Here is a 19,039-nt window from a genome sequence, read left to right on the forward strand (position 1 = left end):
CTGTTATGATGAGCGGTTTATTTTAAACGGCACAAGATCCAATCCTGCATTTCTGCTACCGACTCAACCATATGCGTAGGGTTGGATTTTTCTAAGGTGGGCACATCATGCGCCCCATAGGTCACAGCCAAACTGTCCATACCGGCGTGATGCGCCATATAAATATCATGCGTGGTATCGCCCACCATCAACACATTTTCTGGTGTTAGATCTAATTCCCACATGATTTCGTGCAACATTTGTGGATCCGGCTTACTTTGGGTTTCATCCGCACAACGTGTGGTATTGAAATAATGCGTCAAGTTGACCGCTTTAAGAACCCGATCTAATCCAACTCGACTTTTCCCTGTTGCCACGCTAATCGGTACGGTTCGCTCGCGTAAACTATCCAGCATAGCAACAGCCCCATCAAACATTTTAATGGATGTGTCACGCTGAAAAAAATGGTGACGATAACGCTCTAAAAACCGTGGCATAAGCTCAGCGGTCAACTCAGGAACGGCTTTATATAACCCTGTTTCTAGAGATAAGCCAATAATCCAGCTCGCTCTCATCGCTGGAGGCACAGGCAAACCTAAATCTGCACTCGCTAACTGTATCGACTCGATAATTGAGTGCGTGGAATCCATTAACGTACCGTCCCAATCAAAAATAACGGCATCATAGTGTTTCAATGTGATTTCTCCAAGAATTGAATAGCCTGATTAAATGCAGCGGGCAAAGGGGCGTGGATGTGTAAGCGCTCCCCCGTCACAGGGTGCGGCATGATCAAGCGCGACGCATGTAAAAACATGCGCTTAAAACCACGTTGAGCAAAATCGGCACGAACCTGGTCTGAGCCGTACTTATCATCGCCGACTATCGCAAAGCCTGTATGCGCTAAATGCACACGAATCTGGTGGGTGCGCCCTGTTTTCAGCTCTGCTTCGATCAGACTGTATTGCCCAAAACGTTGTAGCAAGCGCACAATGGTATGCGCCGCTTTGCCACTGGGGTCTACTCGCACCCGGCGCTCACCAGAGACCGTCAACCAACGTAAAAGCGGCGCTTTAATATGCTGTTTATCATTAACCCAATCACCCTCCACCAAGGCCTGATAATATTTATCAATATGCCCCTGTCTAAACATATCATGAATCGCTACTAGTGCTTTACGGCGCTTGGCAACTATTAATAAGCCTGAAGTATCCCGATCCAAGCGATGTCCTAGCTCTAATAATTTGGCCTCAGGGCGCGCGGCGCGCAGCTGTTCAATCACTCCAAATGCCACACCGCTGCCCCCATGCACTGCAATCCCTTCGGGTTTGTTTATAATAAGGAGGTAGTCGTCCTCAAAGACGATGGGAAACTGCGCAGCGGGAACCACTGGTGCCGCTTCTGGATCTGGCATACGCATGGGAGGGATCCTTACCAGATCACCGACTTGGAGCCGGTATTCATTTTTAGTGCGTCCTTTATTGACACGGACTTGTCCGCTACGAATGGCTTTATAGATGTGGCTTTTTGGTACGCCTTTGCATTCTCGTACTAAAAAATTATCCAAACGTTGTCCGGCCCATTCGGCACTTATTTCAATAAACCGCACTTGCGGTATGGTCTTTTTCGCTGCTAATGGTTTTCTCATACTTAAAAGAGGCATATAATCGCCTCAGCCTATGGGAACTGTGACACCGCTAGACGTAGAGATGCAAGGTGCGTCTCCGCTAGCCGTAAAAGTATTTATTGTAATACGTATTGTGCACAGTTTCCGGGGTCATAAGGTCGCCGGGACCACACAAAAACAAAGACGCGGTTAACATTGCCCCGCATTCTCTTTTGTGTTGTCACCCGCGTGCGGCACTGAGTTATCTGCCAAGTTGTCGCTGTATACAGAATTTAGCACCCGTTGTATATAAACCATACAACGGTGGTTCCAGCAATATATTGAATCGTCTATAACACTATTGTGAATATGACCCGTCTGCTGACTGAACTGCGCTCTACCATGCGCACTGTGCCCATTCGACAAAGCGTGGGCATCATGTAAGCCTTGCCCACTTCTTGCAGCCAAAGCAGTGTCCCACACCGAGTGACCCGCGGTCGCGCGCCGATTGTCTGCGCGCAATGACAACGGAGAATAACACTCATGAAACGCATGTTGTTTAATGCAACACACCAAGAAGAACTACGTGTTGCGATTGTCGATGGTCAAAAACTTATCGACCTCGACATTGAATCTGCCGGACGCGAACAGCGTAAAGGCAACATTTACAAGGGAGTCATCACCCGCATTGAACCGGGTTTAGAAGCATGTTTTGTAAGCTATGGCGAAGAGCGCCATGGCTTTTTGCCATTTAAGGAAGTGGCACGCTCATACTTCAAAGACGGTGTTGATGTTCGGAATGCTCGTATCCAAGATGCTTTGGTCGAAGGCCAAGAACTCATCATCCAAGTTGAAAAAGAAGAACGTGGCAACAAAGGCGCTGCCTTAACCACGTTTATTTCTTTAGCTGGACGTTATTTGGTGCTGATGCCTAATAACCCTCGAGGCGGTGGCGTATCGCGCCGTGTCGAAGGCGAGGAGCGCCAAGAGTTACGTGAAGCCATGGATCAGCTTAATGTCCCTCAGGGTATGAGCATCATTGCGCGTACAGCAGGGATTGGACGCAGCGTCGAAGAGCTCCAATGGGACCTGAATTATCTTTTGCAGCTTTGGTCCGCCATTGATGGTGCTGCTAAAGAAAACCCTGCTCCCATCCTAATTTATCTTGAATCCAGTCTAGTTATTCGGGCTATTCGCGACTACTTCTCGCTAGATATTGGCGAAATTCTTATCGACACCGATGACATTTACGAGCAAGCCACAGCTTTTATGAATGTGGTCATGCCTGACAACGTCAATCGGGTCAAAATGTATCGCGATGATATCCCACTATTTTCGCGCTTCCAAATCGAAAACCAAATTGAAACGGCTTACTCCCGCACGGTTCAGCTCCCCTCTGGCGGAGCCGTCGTCATTGACCATACCGAAGCCTTAGTCGCTATTGATGTCAACTCAGCTCGCTCTACACGTGGTGCTGATATTGAAGAAACCGCCCTGCGTACGAACTTAGAAGCCGCCGATGAGGTCGCCCGTCAGTTACGTTTACGTGACTTAGGTGGTCTGATTGTTATTGACTTCATTGATATGGAGGACAATAAAAACCAGCGTGCTGTAGAGCAACGTTTACGTGATGCACTGCATGTGGATCGAGCGCGCGTGCAGATGGGTAAGATTTCCCGTTTTGGTTTAATGGAGCTGTCACGCCAACGTTTACGCCCTGCGCTCAATGAAGGCTCTCACGTGACCTGCCCACGCTGTACTGGTACTGGTGTTATTCGTGATGCCGAGTCCAGCGCTCTTCATGTCTTACGCTTGCTCCAAGAAGAAGCCATGAAAGAAGGCACAGCAGCTATCCATGCGCAGTTGCCAGTAGATGTCGCTACGTATCTCTTGAATGAAAAGCGTAATGACATTACCAAAATCGAGTCTCGCCTCAATGTCAATTTGACCCTTATCCCAAATAAAGGCCTAGAGACCCCACACCATATTATTGAGCGCTTACGCCACGACGACCCTCGTCTAGAAGACTTGCGCTCTAGCTATCAACAAGTCAAAGTGGAAGAGGAAACCACGTTAACCCCTCATCGCACCCACGAAATCAAAACACGCCCCGAGGCCATTGTGAAAGGTATTACTCCTGCACAACCCGCCCCCGGCTCCAATGGAGACAAAGCGCCAACCGTTAGCTTTTTCTCCCGTCTAGGGGCGTGGTTTAAATCCCTTGTTGCTACCCCAGCGGCCAACGAGGACAAGGCCCCAGAAAATCAACCCTCAACCCCTCAAAAGCGGTCTGCGCGCCAAAAACAGGACCGTCGCACACCTAACGAGCGCCAAAACCGCAACAAAAAAGAGCGACGCCCAGATCCTACAGACCCCAAAGCTGCCGTCGTAGAAACAGCACGCAACGCGCGTGTACGACGCCAACAAGCAAAAGGGACACCTGCTACCACAGTAACAGCCGCGAGCTCTGCCGTTGCTCCTGCAACAGACAATGAGTCAACTCAAGAGCAACCAAATCGTCGTCGCCGCCGTAGTCCACGTAATCGTCGTCGTGAAACAGCGACTCACGAGGATATAGCGCAACAGCAGCAACAGCAGGACGACTCTGTAACAATCGACCCAGCTGCTACAGCTGAGCCAAAAGCCGATGCTAGCATAGCTCCACCGGTTAGCGACACAAAAGATCAGGCCGTGGCCGAGCAAGTAACCAATACTGATCAGCCCATCAGCTCTGCTGATGATGAGCAGCCTAATGAGCGACGTCGTAGCCGACGACGTCGTAATCGTCGTAGCCGTCGCCCCAATGAAGCGGAACAAATCAGCACTGTCACCGTGGAGGATGAAGAAGGCGACTTAGACAGCCCTAAAATCATTACCCACGAAACGCCACGCTTTGATGCCAGTGTGTTGGAACAAGAAACCAACGCAGCTGAGCCAACCTCAACGAGCCCAGAGCCTGAGCATACGGCGGAAAAAACATCTAGCGCTGAGCAGGCTAGTCCAGCAGCAACAGATCCTACCCCTGACCTGTCTGTGACTGAAGCTCAGGAGTCCACGTCTAGCCCTTCTATCGAAGTGAGCGAACCTCCTGTTGCTGAGCCCATAAAACCCGCCACAGAGGTGATAGAAGAACATTTCTTACCCTCCGTGGATCAACTTCAAGCTCATTTAGCTCAAGCTGGTTTGGAGCTAGTACAAACTAGTGCCACTCCTGCGGAGCAAACCACGCCCGAGCCCGAGCAAACCGCTGGACGTGCTGCGCGCTCACGCTGGGCAGAGCCCATCAACCACGAGCCACTCGTACAGGTTGAAACAGGTGAAAACCCAGAACCAGAGGAAACAGCCTCCAACATTACCGAGGTAGAGACCGTATCAGTATCACCTGCTCTCCCCTCACAGGCTGTTTTTAATCCGGATCTACTGCAACCTATGCTAGAGCAAGCCGGCCTAGAATTAGTGCAGACGCGCGCAGGCGCCACAGCAGACCTAAGCACTGCAATCGAAAGCATCCCCCTAGGCCGTCCACGCAAAGCGAGCCCGCAGGTGGAAAATGAAGTCTTAGAACAGATTGAAACGAAGCTGTAATCTATTTAGCTGCCCTCTTTTTACAGAGGGCAGCGTTTTCGTATTACTCTTTTTTCAATCGCTTATTTTTAGCGGTATATAAATACAAAAAAGGACTGGTTCGTTTAATACGAACACAGTCCTTTTTATTAATGAGGTCGTGATCTGAGTCTAATATAAGCCGCTCGTCCTCACTGGTAGCTTTAGCGCGGCTGCACAGCCTCTGCCGGCTGGCGCATTAAAATCGCCATCAAAGCAGCCAACTCTTGGCGCATCTCACGGCGATCCACCACCATATCAATGGCGCCTTTTTCGAGCAGAAACTCCGCTCGTTGGAAGCCTTCTGGTAATTTTTCTCGTACTGTTTGCTCAATCACACGTGGCCCAGCAAAACCAATCAGCGCATTGGGCTCAGCAATGACCACATCGCCCATAAACGCAAAGCTTGCTGACACACCACCCATTGTGGGATCAGTTAATACACTAATAAATGGTAAACCTGCCTCGGCTAACTGGACCAACATGGCATTGGTTTTTGCCATTTGCATCAGAGAAAACAAACTTTCCTGCATGCGCGCACCACCCGAGGCCGCCACACAAATAAATGCCGAGCGTGTGCGAATCGCTTCTTGTACTCCTCGTACAAAACGCTCTCCCACTACAGAACCCATGGAACCACCCATGAACTCAAACTCAAAGCAAGCTACCACGGCTGGCATCGATAAAATCGTACCTGCCATGACCACCATCGCCTCGGATTCGCCCGTATCTTTTACAGCTTGCGCTACCCGGTCTGGGTATTTTTTTGTATCACGGAACTTAAGTGGGTCCAGCGGACGAATCGCCGCACCAATTTCAACACGGTGATCAGCGTCTAATAACGCATCAATACGCGCACGGGCTTTAAGACGTAAATGGTGATTACACTTAGGACAAACATTTAACGTATTTTGTAGGTCCTCTTTATATAGCACCGACTCACATGACGGGCATTTAACCCATAACCCTTCAGGCACACGTTTGCTCGCACCATGATTGCGGTTAATTCGAGGAGGCAATAATTTTTGGATCCAGCTCATTGGGTAATCCTGTTCATCTGATCTAAATCAGGTTAGACCGTAAAGAATTAGGTGCTGATCATAAGCACCTAATTATGATTAAAAAGAAAACTAATCCGTTAGGGCTTGGTGTACCGTAGCCAACCAGTCCGCCGCTGCTTGAATAGCACCCGGAATATCACCGTCGTGCTCATTCACATGATTTTCCATGGTTTCGATCAGCTTGCTACCTATCACCACGGCATCCGCATGCTGCCCGACCTGCTTTGCGCTTTGGGCATCACGAATACCAAAACCAACCCCTACGGGAATTGTGACATATTGACGAATACGCTGTAGTTGCTTTGTGACGTCCTCGACATCTAATGAGGACGAGCCGGTCACACCTTTTAAGGACACATAATAAACATAACCACGAGCGATGTCAGCAATACGTTGGATACGTTGATCTGTAGACGTAGGTGCTAACAAAAAGATAGGGTCGATATGATGAGAGGATAAATCCTGTGCAAATGACTCGCACTCCTCAGGCGGGTAATCTACGGTTAAAACCCCATCTACCCCTGCTTGGGCCGCAGCTTGCACAAACTCCTGTTGCCCCATGGCTTCGATTGGGTTCGCATATCCCATCAACACCACCGGCGTCGTGCTATCGTCTTCACGAAAGCTTTTAACGATATCTAAAACCGTTCTCAACGAGACGCCACGAGCAACGGCACGCTCTGCCGCCCGCTGGATCACTGGACCATCTGCCATCGGATCAGAAAAGGGCACCCCAAGCTCGATCACATCGGCTCCGGCTTGAACCAAAGCATGCATCAAAGGCACGGTCGCCTCAACAGCCGGGTCACCAGTCGTAATATAAGGAATTAAAGCCGCACGCCCGTTTAGGCGCTCAAACACAGCCTTTAAGCGTGGATTGGATTGATTTGACATAAAAAACACCCATAAGTTAAAGGCTAATACCACTATACTCGGCTACAGTATGCATATCTTTATCGCCACGCCCTGACAGGTTCACCAAAATCACCTTATCTTTTGGCAAGGAAGGAGCCATCTTAACGGCTTGTGCAATCGCATGTGACGACTCTAAGGCAGGCATGATTCCTTCGATACGACAACAATCGTGGAATGCTTGTAGTGCTTCATCATCGTTAATGATTTCATATTGCGCACGATGTGAATCTTTTAACCAAGCATGTTCGGGACCAACACCGGGATAATCCAACCCAGCAGATATGGAATGCGTGGCCTGAACCTGACCGGCCTCGTCCTGTAGTACGTATGTACGGTTACCGTGTAACACCCCTACCTGCCCCGCATTCAAAGAAGCAGAGTGTTTTAAAGTGGTCAGCCCTTCGCCGCCTGCTTCGACCCCGATCAGCTTGACATCCGCTTGATCTAAGTAAGGGTAGAAAATGCCCATAGCATTTGAGCCGCCCCCAACGGCTGCCACAATATAGTCAGGCTGCCGACCGATTTCAGCCGGCATTTGCTCCAAACACTCGTTACCAATAACGGACTGAAAATCTCGCACCATAGCTGGATAAGGGTGTGGACCCGCCACGGTACCAATAATATAAAACGTGTTTTCAATATTCGTCACCCAGTCACGCATGGCTTCATTCAGCGCATCTTTAAGGGTACGCGAACCAGAGGAAACCGGTATGACTTCGGCCCCTAACAGTTTCATACGATAGACATTCGAGGCCTGTCTTTTTACGTCCTCGCTGCCCATATAAACCACACACTGCATACCATAGCGAGCGGCAACCGTTGCCGTGGCAACACCATGCTGGCCAGCACCGGTTTCAGCAATAATACGGGGTTTACCCATACGTTTCGCTAATAAGATCTGTCCGATGCAATTATTGACCTTGTGTGCCCCCGTATGGTTTAGGTCTTCGCGTTTAAACCAAATCTGCGCGCCCCCGAGTTTTTCCGACCATCGCTTAGCATGATAGATAGGAGATGGGCGACCTACAAAATGCTTTAGCTCATAATGAAACTCTTGAAGAAAATCCGGATCATTACGATATTTGTCGTAAGCAGCCCGTAATTCGTCCAAGGCATGAACAAGGGTTTCCGCTACAAAAGATCCACCAAACGGCCCAAAATGGCCTTGTTGATCGGGGTAGTTATAGGTTGTCAAGGCTATTACTCTCTGTATGTAATCATGTCACGACGATCGTGTAAAAAAAGCATTTTACCAGTTTCAGGGCAAAGCACGAGTGGAGGCGAATTAGAATTAGCACCTATCAACAGCGTTGCGCTTGCACACCAGGAATTTCCTGAAGAGCGCTAATGGTACGTTGGATTTGATCACCGTGCTGCACCTCGATGGTGAAAACGATTTGGGTTAAAGAACGCCGACTTTGGGTATTCACTCCCACTACATTAACACGTAATCGTGCAAAAACTTCGGAGATATCACGCAACAAGTTAGGTCGCTCTGAAGCGATGATTAATAAATCAATAGGATATAACGCTTCGCCCGTATCTCCCCAATCCACCTCAATCGCGCGCTCAGGTTGAGCAGCGATTAGCCCAGCATAGGATTTGCAATCACTACGATGAATAGAGACCCCACGCCCTTTAGTAATATAGCCACTAATACCATCCGGTGGAGCAGGACGACAACAACGCGCTAGTTGTGTCATTAGTGAGTCTACACCTACCACCAGCACACCACTACGACCCGTGCGCGTAACGCTACTCCGGTTAGCATCAAACACCTTTGTTTGGGGCTCAGTCTCGGTGGCAACAGGAGCTTTAAAGCTGTTTTCGATTTGGCGCAAGCTAAATTCATCTTTAGCTACTGCGATATACAAATCATCGGCTCGAGCAAAACCTAATTTCTGTGCAAGCTGCTCCAGGTTGACCGCAGTTCGACCAATGCGCTGCAGCTCTTTTTCTACCATAGTTTGGCCTTGGCTAATCCGCTGCTGTAGCTCAACCGCATTAAACCAGGCTCGTACCTTGGCGCGAGAGCGCGGGCTTGCTAAAAAGCCAAGCTGGGGATTTAACCAATCACGCGACGGCCCACCTGATTTTGTCGTAATGATCTCTACAGTTTGGCCTGTCTTTAGCTTAGTCAGCAGTGGCACCATTTGCCCGTCTACTTTAGCGCCCCGGCAACGATGCCCTAAATCCGTATGTAAATAATAAGCAAAGTCGACCGGCGTCGCTCCATAAGGTAGCTCAATCACCCGTGCTTGCGGTGTTAAAACATAAATATGCTCTGGTGTGCTCTCTGGATGATCCGCTTGCGCCTGGGATTCCTCATGGTCCCAAGCCAGTAACTGACGCATCCATGCTATTTTTTGTTCCTCTTCGGAGACTTTGGTTTGCCCGCCCTTAGCACCAGATTCTTTATAATGCCAATGTGCCGCCATACCAAACTCGGCATAGTGGTGCATTTCCTCGGTACGTATTTGAATCTCAAAGGTGCGCCCTTGGTCATCCGCCACGACAGTATGCAATGAGCGATAACCATTGGGTTTTGGGCGAGAAATATAATCATCAAACTCGTTGGCTACAGGTGTCCACATTGCATGAATCAACGCCAAGGTGCTATAGCAGCTGCGCTCGTCTTTTACAATAACGCGTAGAGCTCGAATATCATACAACTGATCAAAACGCAGGTTTTTATTGCGCATTTTGTTATAAATGCTATAGATGTGTTTAGGCCTGCCATTGACCTGGGCATCTACTCCAATTTCACTTAAGGCTTGTATTAAACGCTCTACGATATGCGCAATAAAAGCCTCTCGCTCCGCACGCTTTTCCTCTAGCTGTTTCGCAATTTTTTTATAAGTATCCGGCTGCAAAAAACGAAAAGCCAGATCCTCCATTTCCCACTTTAGCTGCCAAATCCCAAGCCGATTTGCTAGTGGCGTATATAGCTCCATGGTTTCTTTAGCATAGTCATAAGGACATACCGTTTTACTGTGCACAAACCAGCGCAACGACTGCAACCGCGAGGCTAGCCGGACAAGGACAATGCGCAAATCAACAGCCATCGCTAAAAGCATTTTACGCTTCATTTCTTTTTGATCTGTGCCCGTAGCGGCTTGATCATGGGCCTTAGCTGCAAGCGCCCCAATATGATAGAGAGCTCGCGCTCCCCCCACCATGGTGGCTACCTGATCACCAAATTCTTTTTTTAGCTCCTCGTGCTTAACCTGATCTTTTTGATCTAGCACAGCCAATAAAGCACAAATTCGCGTTGAAGCATCCGCGTTCAGATTTTGCAATATTTCTAAGACAGCTGCAGAATGCGAATCCAAAGGCTCTCCTGCTGGGGTAGTTAACCCATGGATCAACGGCTCTACATGACGCACTGCCAAGGCTAATTTCTCTTGTTGAGAGCGTGGCAGATCAGCGCTCATACGCGCGAGCCAGTCCGCTGTAAACGGGCTTTGCGTCGTCATTGCTGATTGAGGTTGAGCAGGAATAAAACTAGACATAACAGCGCTATAGAAAAAGAAATCGGTACAACAGTTATACTACCTAGCAGGTAATTACCAAAGCACATATCAATATGCTGGATACTACTGCAAACTTACTTATTGTATGGCATTCTCGCACTACTGCCAGCAAACAACTGGCCTTTTCTGCGCATCAGGGTGCGAAAAAGGCCTTAGAGCAATTACAAAGCCATACTCGTATTGGTGTAAATTGTATTCCGGCTGAGCAAGCCACAGCACCTCAGCTGCTCGCTGCCGATGCTTTTTTGTTCTGTGCTCCAGAAAACCTAGCTAGTCTTAGCGGAGAAATGAAAGCGTTTTTTGATCGGCATTATTATGCGCTTTTAAACCAGATCAACGGCCGGCCATATGGCACGATTATTAGCGCTGGTACAGATGGCCAAGGTGCCGCCAAGCAAGTCCAACGTATTTGCACAGGTTGGCGGCTCCAGCTTGTACAAGCACCACTTATTGTATTGACCGGTGCGGATACCGCAGAAAGCATTTGGGCGCCTAAACAACTCTCACCAGAACAGCTACATCAAGCTGAGGAGCTAGGAGGCGTGCTAGCAGCCCAACTAACCTTAGCGCTGGACTAGGCGATTATTCCGATTCAACATGCTCAGGCAGATGAAAGACCTGACGCAAATAAGCCAAGTACGCTGGGTCATCACACATGGTTTTTCCTGGTGTGTCGGAGACCTTAGCTACCGGTTGCCCATTACAACGCACCATCTTCATCACCACTTGTAAAGGCTCGTAGCCCAAGTCATTGGTAAGATTCGTGCCAATGCCAAAAGATACCTTGCAGCGACCCGCAAAATGCTTTGCCAGCTCTATCGCTTTAGGGATCGTCAAACCATCGGAAAAAATTAACGTTTTTGTACGGGGGTCGACGCGATTTTGCTGGTAATGAGCTAAGAGACGTTCCCCCCAAACAAAGGGGTCTCCCGAGTCATGTCTTGCTCCATCAAATAACTTGCAAAAATACATATCAAAATCGGCTAAAAAGGCATCTAAGCCATAGACATCAGATAAAGCAATGCCCAAATCCCCTCGGTATTCTTTAGCCCACGTCTCAAACGCAAAAACTTGGGAGTCGCGTAAGCGAGGCCCCAGCGCTTGGCAGGCTTGTAAATATTCATGTGCCATCGTCCCTAAAGGCAGTACTTCGTGTTGTTTTGCTAGCCAGACATTACTTGTGCCCGCAAAGTGATTACCCATTTGCTCTTTCATGGTGACGACCACTTCGTTATGCCATTTTTTGGAGAAACGACGGCGTGTACCATATTCCGCCACTTTAAAATCCGTTAGCTCGGGGTCTTCAGTAACCCAACGCATTTTCTCTTGAAGACGACGACGCCCTTCTGCCCAGTCCGGCTCAGGCTGCGTGTTACGAAAATAGACCTCGTTAATAATGGCCAGAACGGGGATTTCAAATAAAATAGTATGTAGCCAAGGACCTTCAACCTCGATTGCAAGCTCTCCGGGCTTATCGCCATACTCGATGGAGATACAACGCTCCGGTAAATGGAACAACCCCAAAAAGTCCACAAAATCACTTTTGATAAAACGAAGCTGACGCAAATAGTTGAGCTCGTCTTCTGTAAACCGCAACTGACAAAGCGCTTTGACCTCGTCGCGGATTTCATCGATGTAAGGATGCAAGTCAATATTTGGTGTGCGGCATTGGTAACGATATTGCACCTGCGCAGCAGGAAAGTGATGCAGCACCACTTGCATCATAGAAAATTTATAAAGGTCAGTATCAAGTAAAGAAGTAATGATCATTGCGCTGCCAGTCCAAAAAATGACTACCCTATCCGGTAGCTTTTATTATATGTTGTTTTATCCACCTTACCTGAATAGCAGTAAACTCGTCAGATATAGGGAACATGTGACGAGATTAACACTCTAATCTTATTGCCTTTATTTCGTATCCCTCTGTATTTTGGCTAAAATAGCCCTCTTTGGCATCCTTTTAAACTGGCCATAGCCTTGCCTGTTTAATGTATGCTACTTTCTATTTCTCTTGTTATCGTTTTGTATTGAATTACGCTGGAGCCTCTCATGACACACGTCGTCACCGAAAACTGTATTAAATGTAAATTTACTGATTGCGTGGATGTTTGCCCGGTTGACTGCTTTCGCGAAGGGCCAAATTTTCTCGTTATCGACCCCGATGAGTGTATCGACTGTGCGGTCTGTATTCCCGAGTGCCCAGCCAATGCCATTTTTGCCGAAGAAGATGTCCCTGCAGACCAGGTTCATTTCATCGAGCTTAATGCCGAGCTTACCCCAATATTTGGCATGATTAATCGTTCTAAAGACCCCTTACCTGATGCGGACGATTGGAATGGGGTAGCAGATAAATTGCAATACTTAGAGCGCTAACCTCTTTCTTCTATACAAGGGCGCAACCATGCTGTATGACATACACGAGCTCCAACGTTCGTTTCTTGCACCACTGGCCGCTTTTTCCGGCTCCAGTGCACAGCTTTTTACCCATCCTTATAGCCCATGGGCCTACACGCCCGTTTCCAAACAATTGGCGGCAGGCTACGAGCTATTGCACCGTTTGGGAAAAGAATATGAAAAACCCCAGTGGGATATCCACTCCATTGAAAAAGATGGCAAAACCATCGAAATTCAAACCCGGGTCGCACACTCGTTACCTTTTTGTAATCTGGTGCACTTTGAACGTAAAAACCTAACCACTAAAGAACCAACGGTTTTAATTGTGGCGCCACTCTCTGGTCACCATGCAACCCTGCTACGAGACACCGTACGTAGCATGCTCATAGATCACAATGTTTATATTACTGACTGGATAGATGCACGCATGGTGCCCTTATCCGCTGGCCCTTTTCATCTTAATGACTATGTGCGTTATGTAGAGCAGTTTCTTGAGTTTTTAGGTAAGGATGTCCACGTAGTTGCTGTGTGCCAGCCTACTGTGCCGGTATTGGCGGCGGTATCGTTGATGTCTGCCCGTCAGAACCCTTATATCCCTAAGAGCTTAGTTTTAATGGGAGGCCCTATTGACACACGAGAATCTCCTACTCAAGTCAATCGTCTAGCCACCACTAAACCATATAGCTGGTTTGAAAATAACTTAATTCACCGTGTCCCCGCTCGCTATCCAGGCTCAGGTCGTCGTGTTTATCCGGGCTTTTTACAATACATTGGCTTTGTCGCGATGAACCCTGACCGCCATATGTCCTCACACTATGAGTTTTATAATCATTTAGTAAAAGGACAAGATGACAACGCGGAGGCTCACCGACGTTTCTATGATGAATATAATGCCGTCCTTGATATGCCGGCAGAATTCTACTTAGACACCATTAAAATCGTCTTCCAAGAGCACGCTCTACCAAAAGGCACCTGGGAGATAGACGGTGAACTGGTAAATCCCGCCGCCATCACAAAAACGGCTCTTTTTACTATCGAAGGGGAGCTTGATGATATATCAGGCCTAAATCAAACCCGCGCAGCACATCATTTATGTGCGAATCTTGCTGAAGACAAAAAACAGCATCATATCGCCTTAGGTAGTGGCCACTACGGGATTTTTTCTGGTCGCCGTTGGCGCAATCAAATTTACCCTTTGGTCAAAGACTTTATTTACCAACACGCCTAAACCATACCAAGGGGGCAACGCCCCCCTTTTTTATTTATGGACAGCTCTGAACTCATTCAACGCATTGATGCCATACTGCCGCAAACACAATGCACTCGTTGCGGCTATGATGCCTGTTTGCCTTACGCCCAAGCTATCGCCTTAGATAATGAAGCCATTAACCGTTGCCCGCCAGGTGGGCCCGAAGGCATTCAGGCATTAGCTCAACTCACCCAGCAACCCATTCAAGACTTAGATCCTGAATGTGGTAGCTTTACCCAGCCTACGGTTGCTATCATTGACGAAGCACATTGTATTGGATGTACCCTCTGCATTCAGGCCTGTCCTGTAGATGCTATTATCGGTGCCAATAAGCTCATGCACACAGTAATTACCGACCGCTGCACGGGCTGTGATCTTTGCGTTGCTCCTTGCCCCGTAGACTGCATTCATATGGTTCCTACAGAACGTGTCTGGGATAGCACCCGCGCACAACAAGCACGTGCTCATTTTCAGCAGCGTCAACAACGCTTACAACAGAAGCATGGCGAAACGATCCAAGTGGCCGCCAAAGTTCTAGCTAACAAACCAAAAATCAGTCCCTTGGCCGAATCAGAAAGCTATAAAAAAGCCACTTTGGCCGATGTGCTCGCCAAAGCTCGTGCACGGCGCCAATCTTCTTAATACGGCTTAATTATGAATCGCGAAATCCGTACAGAAATTTTTAAACGCTTTCAAGCAGCTAACCCTCACCCGACCACAGAGCTGGAATATGAAACCACTTTTCAGCTGCTGATCGCGGTGATTCTTTCTGCTCAAGCCACTGATGTATCCGTGAACATCGCTACGCGGCGTTTTTTCCCCACTCACGGCACACCAGAAGGTATTTTAGAATTAGGCTTAGAGGGCCTGACTGAGTGCATTAAAAGTATAGGGCTTTATAAAACCAAAGCAAAAAATGTCATTCGTACCTGTGAAATTTTACTTGAGCACTACAATGGCGAGGTTCCCAATACACGCGAGGAGCTAGAATCGCTACCCGGCGTAGGGCGTAAAACTGCAAACGTGGTTCTTAATACTGCTTTTGGGCAATACGCTATGGCTGTGGACACCCATATTTTTCGTGTTTCTAATCGCACCGGCATAGCCAAAGGCAAAAATGTGCGCGAAGTAGAGGACAAGTTAATGCGACTAGTGCCAAAAGAGTTTTTACTCGATGCGCACCACTGGCTTATATTACATGGTCGTTATGTCTGTGTAGCACGCAAACCTAAATGCCCTGAGTGCGGTATAGCAGATCTATGCGAATATAAAGAGAAAACTACGCGCTAACCCCAGCTAAGACAAACCCCCATAGCTGTTTTATTTGTTGCGCTGCATAATGTCGCCATATACAGCCTCTAATCCTTTTTAAGGAAATGGTTATGGGTAAAACCGCGCTAGAAATCCGTGATCTGCACGCTTGGCATCATCAGACCCCTATTATTCAAAATTTAAATTTATGCGCCAAACAAGGGGAGCTTATCGCTTTGGTTTCAAACTGCAAACAAAGCCAGCTCTCTTTATTGGATAGTCTTTTAGGTCATAACCCCAACCGCACAGGCTCTATTCGTATTCATCAAACCGAAGCCATCCATCTGTCTGCTCAGCATGTGCCCCATCTAGGCATGGCACTATCCTCTAAAGAAAATGGGTTGATTTTTGGGTTAAGTTGCGAAGAAAACCTACTACTTCCCCTAGCCGATCATAGCTTAGGAGGGGGCTTGTCCTTAGCCGAGATCTACGAACTATTTCCCACACTCAAACAGCACAAGGATGCACCCTGCACGCAACTGAGTCCAGGTGAACAGCAGTTGCTGGCTTTGGCACGCCTACTGCGCACCGGCGTAGATATTATTGTGCTCCATGACTTGTACCATGATTTTTGCCCTGCCATTCACCCTCTCGCCATGACGCTACTACAACAACTCAAACAACGTGGCTATACCCTCATTTTAAATGAGTCAAATCGCCCCTTTGCAGCTACCGTGGCCGACAAAATGTATTACATTCAAAACGCCACCGCTCAGTTGGCGCAAGTCCATCACCAAACCCCGCCTATTTCAGCGTAAAAAAAGCACGGCGCGCTAAGCACCGTGCTACAACATAACAAAGAAAGCCATTTAATCTTGGTCTTTATTGCCTAGACCTAGATAACTTTCAATCACGCGGGGGTTGTCACTTAAGTCCGCCGCAGCACCCTCTAAAATGATTTCCCCAGTTTCTAACACATAACCATAATCGGCTACCTGTAAAGCCGCTCGGGCATTTTGCTCTACCAATAAAATAGACACACCCGTACGACGTAAACGCGCAATAATTAAAAAGATCTCACGCACCACACGCGGGGCCAAGCCTAGGCTGGGCTCATCAAGCATCAAAACCTTAGGTCTGGACATCAACGCACGCCCAACCGCAAGCATTTGACGCTCCCCCCCCGATAAGGTTCCTGCCTGTTGCTGTCGACGCTCTTTTAAACGTGGAAACAACTCATAAACCTCGTCCATGGTGTCGCGCCAGCCGCTTACACGCTGTCGATACAATCTAAAGCCACCTAATAATAGGTTGTCCTCAACAGACATGCTCGCAAAAAGCTCACGGCTTTCAGGGACCAAGCATAAACCCTCGGCCACACGACGCTCCACCTGCCAGCTACTGACCGAGCGCCGATCATAGATCACCTCGCCATCACTACGACCCGTAGCGGGCAAATTACCCATGATGGCGTTAAGCATGGTTGATTTCCCCGCCCCATTCCCACCAATGACGGTAACAATGCTACCGGGCTTGACCTCGATATTGGCATTATTTAATGCGCTCACTTTGCCATATTGGGCATGTAAGTTTTTTACGGCTAAAAGTGGCTCCATCATACCGCCTCCTTTGTGGGGGCTACACCCGCCAACTCGTCTTCATCAAAATCATCATCAATACCGCCCAAATAGGCTTGTAACACCGCTGGGTTTTGTTGAATCTCTGCGGGCTTACCTTCGGCTAGCTTGGTACCAAAATCCATCACCACCAAGTGATCCGTCAAGTTCATCACAAAATCCATATCATGCTCAACCAGCAAAATACTCATGCCTTCGGCACTGAGCTGGTTTAGCACCTGTGCTAGTTCTTGCTTTTCTTTATAGCGCAAGCCAGCGGCGGGCTCATCAAGAAGCAACAACACAGGGTCAGCGGCCAAAGCACGAGCAATCTCTAAAATGCGCTGTTGTCCAAGCGCTAAGTTTCCGGCCTCCTCATAGAGATAGTCGCCTAAGCCTACGCGCTCTAACTGTACAGCGGCCTCGTGCAGCAGTTCCGCTTCGCTGCGACGATCTGTATGCAAAGCCGCAGAAACCACCCCCACATCACGACGTAAATGCGCCCCTAAGGCTACGTTTTCTAATACCGTCATGGTAGGAATCAGCTGTACATGCTGGAACGTACGCCCAATACCAAGACGGGCAATATCTCGAGCACGTAAATTATCAATCCGCTGACCTTGGAAGCGAATATCACCGCTTGTTAAAGGCAATACCCCAGTAATTAGGTTAAAGGTCGTGGATTTACCTGCACCGTTAGGCCCAATTAAACCCATGATTTCACCTGCATGCAGCTTAAAACTGATGTCATTTACCGCGACCAAACCACCAAACTCTTTGCGCGCTTTGTCTAGTTCTAAAACTAAGCTGCCTTTTTCAGGGCGAGGACGTTGCTCTAAGGTCGCCGCCTGAGCTGGAGGTTCCATTCGTCGTTGTTTTTCCCCCCCTGTTACGGCCGTCCACATCCGCTCCAATAATGGCCAAATCCCATTGCCTGCATATTGCAAGATAAAGATCATTAATAGACCAAATACAATGAGCTCAAAGTTCGCATTGGTATCAAAAATACGGGGAAGCAAATTCTGCAGCTGATCTTTTAACGTTAAAATTAACGCCGATCCCACTACCGCCCCCCACACGCTACCAGCGCCACCAACCACAGCCATAAATAAGTATTCAATGCTGTAGTTCAAACCAAAAGGACTTGGGCTCACTGCACGCTGCAAGTGTGCATACAACCAACCCGACACACAAGCTAATAGAGCGGCATACACAAAGATAATCACTTTGTAGTTAGCCATATTGACGCCAAAAGACTCCGCCATGCTGCTACCGTTTTTTAAAGCACGAATAGCGCGACCAGGGCGTGAGTGCAATAGGTTATATGTCAGCCATAGGCTACCTAAAACAAATAGCCAAATGAGATAATACATATTGCGCCCTATCCCTAGAGAAATGCCAAAAATTGACAAAGGTGCAATACCAGAAATCCCATCATGCTGGCCTAAAAACCCGAGATTACCAAACAAGTAATACAAGGATAGCGACCAAGCAATCGTCCCTAAGGGCAAGTAGTGTCCGGACAAACGTAGGGTGATCGCGCCGATTAAAGACGAAAAAATAAAGGTTAACGCCAACGCCATAAATAGCGTCAGCCATGGTGACCAACCCAATCGCGTGGTTAACCATGCGGTGGTATACGCACCAATACCCACAAATGCGGCCTGCCCAAAAGAAGTTAAGCCCCCCACCCCAGTAAGTAACACCAGACCCAGCACTACAAGACTACTGAGCCCAATGTAATTTAACTGCGTAATCCAAAACTCAGGTACTACATGCAGCTGTGGCAATAAGGCCAACCCGCCCACCACAACAACTAAAAGCAAGCGATTCAT

At 48.2% G+C, this 19,039-nt stretch carries 16 protein-coding genes; 7 read left to right on the top strand and 9 right to left on the bottom strand.

The window, feature by feature from the left end; all coding sequences use genetic code 11:
* Positions 1-17: 17 nt before the first annotated feature.
* Together ABD980_RS03415 and ABD980_RS03420 are read right to left on the bottom strand one after the other, a co-directional pair.
* On the bottom strand, positions 18-674 hold the full coding sequence (locus ABD980_RS03415; RefSeq protein WP_345369587.1) for an HAD family hydrolase: 657 nt from the start codon (positions 672-674) through the stop codon (positions 18-20).
* Positions 671-1,639, bottom strand: coding sequence for an RluA family pseudouridine synthase (locus tag ABD980_RS03420; protein ID WP_345369589.1), 969 nt, complete (start codon positions 1,637-1,639; stop codon positions 671-673). Before ABD980_RS03420 ends, ABD980_RS03415 begins: the two co-directional genes overlap by 4 nt.
* Positions 1,640-2,125: 486 nt before the next feature.
* Here ABD980_RS03420 and ABD980_RS03425 point away from each other — a divergent pair, with 486 nt between their 5' ends.
* Positions 2,126-5,167: an Rne/Rng family ribonuclease gene (locus ABD980_RS03425; protein ID WP_345369591.1), complete on the top strand. Its 3,042-nt coding sequence runs from the start codon at positions 2,126-2,128 to the stop codon at positions 5,165-5,167.
* A 182-nt stretch (positions 5,168-5,349) separates the two neighbouring features.
* Here ABD980_RS03425 and accD read toward each other — a convergent pair whose 3' ends face one another.
* The 4 genes from accD to ABD980_RS03445 form a co-directional block, all read right to left on the bottom strand.
* Positions 5,350-6,225, bottom strand: a complete 876-nt coding sequence (gene accD / locus ABD980_RS03430) for an acetyl-CoA carboxylase, carboxyltransferase subunit beta (protein ID WP_345369593.1) — start codon at positions 6,223-6,225, stop codon at positions 5,350-5,352.
* A 90-nt stretch (positions 6,226-6,315) separates the two neighbouring features.
* Complete coding sequence (gene trpA / locus ABD980_RS03435; RefSeq protein ID WP_260649834.1) at positions 6,316-7,140, bottom strand: tryptophan synthase subunit alpha; 825 nt, start codon at positions 7,138-7,140, stop codon at positions 6,316-6,318.
* Positions 7,141-7,156: 16 nt separating this feature from the next.
* Entirely contained in the window at positions 7,157-8,356 is a 1,200-nt protein-coding gene (trpB, locus tag ABD980_RS03440) for a tryptophan synthase subunit beta (RefSeq protein WP_260649835.1), read from the bottom strand.
* Positions 8,357-8,462: 106 nt separating this feature from the next.
* A complete protein-coding gene (locus tag ABD980_RS03445; RefSeq protein ID WP_345369596.1) occupies positions 8,463-10,673 on the bottom strand; it encodes a RelA/SpoT family protein in 2,211 nt (736 codons plus the stop codon).
* Positions 10,674-10,747: 74 nt separating this feature from the next.
* Here ABD980_RS03445 and ABD980_RS03450 point away from each other — a divergent pair, with 74 nt between their 5' ends.
* Positions 10,748-11,272 carry a flavodoxin family protein gene (locus ABD980_RS03450; protein WP_345369598.1) on the top strand — a complete coding sequence of 175 codons (525 nt, stop codon included), beginning with the start codon at positions 10,748-10,750 and terminating at the stop codon, positions 11,270-11,272.
* 4 nt (positions 11,273-11,276) lie between these two features.
* Here ABD980_RS03450 and pncB read toward each other — a convergent pair whose 3' ends face one another.
* Positions 11,277-12,464 (bottom strand): nicotinate phosphoribosyltransferase, encoded by a 1,188-nt coding sequence (gene pncB / locus ABD980_RS03455; protein ID WP_260649839.1) that lies wholly within the window; start codon positions 12,462-12,464, stop codon positions 11,277-11,279.
* A 279-nt stretch (positions 12,465-12,743) separates the two neighbouring features.
* Here pncB and fdxA point away from each other — a divergent pair, with 279 nt between their 5' ends.
* From fdxA to ABD980_RS03480, 5 genes are all read left to right on the top strand, one after another.
* Positions 12,744-13,067: a ferredoxin FdxA gene (fdxA, locus tag ABD980_RS03460; RefSeq protein WP_260649840.1), complete on the top strand. Its 324-nt coding sequence runs from the start codon at positions 12,744-12,746 to the stop codon at positions 13,065-13,067.
* A gap of 28 nt (positions 13,068-13,095) precedes the next feature.
* Positions 13,096-14,316, top strand: coding sequence for a polyhydroxyalkanoate depolymerase (locus tag ABD980_RS03465; RefSeq protein WP_345369602.1), 1,221 nt, complete (start codon positions 13,096-13,098; stop codon positions 14,314-14,316).
* Positions 14,317-14,352: 36 nt separating this feature from the next.
* Positions 14,353-14,979 carry an RnfABCDGE type electron transport complex subunit B gene (locus ABD980_RS03470; RefSeq protein WP_345369604.1) on the top strand — a complete coding sequence of 209 codons (627 nt, stop codon included), beginning with the start codon at positions 14,353-14,355 and terminating at the stop codon, positions 14,977-14,979.
* Positions 14,980-14,991: 12 nt separating this feature from the next.
* A complete protein-coding gene (gene nth / locus ABD980_RS03475; protein ID WP_345369606.1) occupies positions 14,992-15,627 on the top strand; it encodes an endonuclease III in 636 nt (211 codons plus the stop codon).
* Between the two features lie 92 nt (positions 15,628-15,719).
* Positions 15,720-16,406, top strand: a complete 687-nt coding sequence (locus tag ABD980_RS03480) for an ATP-binding cassette domain-containing protein (RefSeq protein WP_345369608.1) — start codon at positions 15,720-15,722, stop codon at positions 16,404-16,406.
* A gap of 51 nt (positions 16,407-16,457) precedes the next feature.
* Here the strand turns inward: ABD980_RS03480 and ABD980_RS03485 are convergent, their stop codons facing one another.
* Both ABD980_RS03485 and ABD980_RS03490 read right to left on the bottom strand, forming a co-directional pair.
* Positions 16,458-17,204 (bottom strand): ABC transporter ATP-binding protein, encoded by a 747-nt coding sequence (locus ABD980_RS03485; RefSeq protein ID WP_345369663.1) that lies wholly within the window; start codon positions 17,202-17,204, stop codon positions 16,458-16,460.
* On the bottom strand, positions 17,204-19,039 hold the full coding sequence (locus ABD980_RS03490) for a branched-chain amino acid ABC transporter ATP-binding protein/permease (protein ID WP_345369610.1): 1,836 nt from the start codon (positions 19,037-19,039) through the stop codon (positions 17,204-17,206). The genes ABD980_RS03485 and ABD980_RS03490 overlap by 1 nt, the downstream gene beginning before the upstream one ends.

The organism is Paenalcaligenes hermetiae (genome assembly GCF_039543645.1).
GTDB lineage: Bacteria > Pseudomonadota > Gammaproteobacteria > Burkholderiales > Burkholderiaceae_B > Paenalcaligenes > Paenalcaligenes hermetiae.

Excerpts from the sequence above, each read along its gene's own strand:
- ABD980_RS03420 (WP_345369589.1), bottom strand. The coding sequence starts at position 1,639 with ATGCCTCTTTTAAGTATGAGAAAACCATTAGCAGCGAAAAAGACCATA.
- ABD980_RS03425 (WP_345369591.1), top strand. The coding sequence starts at position 2,126 with ATGAAACGCATGTTGTTTAATGCAACACACCAAGAAGAACTACGTGTT.
- accD (WP_345369593.1), bottom strand. The coding sequence starts at position 6,225 with ATGAGCTGGATCCAAAAATTATTGCCTCCTCGAATTAACCGCAATCAT.
- trpA (WP_260649834.1), bottom strand. The coding sequence starts at position 7,140 with ATGTCAAATCAATCCAATCCACGCTTAAAGGCTGTGTTTGAGCGCCTA.
- ABD980_RS03445 (WP_345369596.1), bottom strand. The coding sequence starts at position 10,673 with ATGTCTAGTTTTATTCCTGCTCAACCTCAATCAGCAATGACGACGCAA.
- ABD980_RS03450 (WP_345369598.1), top strand. The coding sequence starts at position 10,748 with ATGCTGGATACTACTGCAAACTTACTTATTGTATGGCATTCTCGCACT.
- pncB (WP_260649839.1), bottom strand. The coding sequence starts at position 12,464 with ATGATCATTACTTCTTTACTTGATACTGACCTTTATAAATTTTCTATG.
- fdxA (WP_260649840.1), top strand. The coding sequence starts at position 12,744 with ATGACACACGTCGTCACCGAAAACTGTATTAAATGTAAATTTACTGAT.
- ABD980_RS03465 (WP_345369602.1), top strand. The coding sequence starts at position 13,096 with ATGCTGTATGACATACACGAGCTCCAACGTTCGTTTCTTGCACCACTG.
- ABD980_RS03470 (WP_345369604.1), top strand. The coding sequence starts at position 14,353 with ATGGACAGCTCTGAACTCATTCAACGCATTGATGCCATACTGCCGCAA.
- nth (WP_345369606.1), top strand. The coding sequence starts at position 14,992 with ATGAATCGCGAAATCCGTACAGAAATTTTTAAACGCTTTCAAGCAGCT.
- ABD980_RS03480 (WP_345369608.1), top strand. The coding sequence starts at position 15,720 with ATGGGTAAAACCGCGCTAGAAATCCGTGATCTGCACGCTTGGCATCAT.
- ABD980_RS03485 (WP_345369663.1), bottom strand. The coding sequence starts at position 17,204 with ATGGAGCCACTTTTAGCCGTAAAAAACTTACATGCCCAATATGGCAAA.
- ABD980_RS03490 (WP_345369610.1), bottom strand. The coding sequence starts at position 19,039 with ATGAATCGCTTGCTTTTAGTTGTTGTGGTGGGCGGGTTGGCCTTATTG.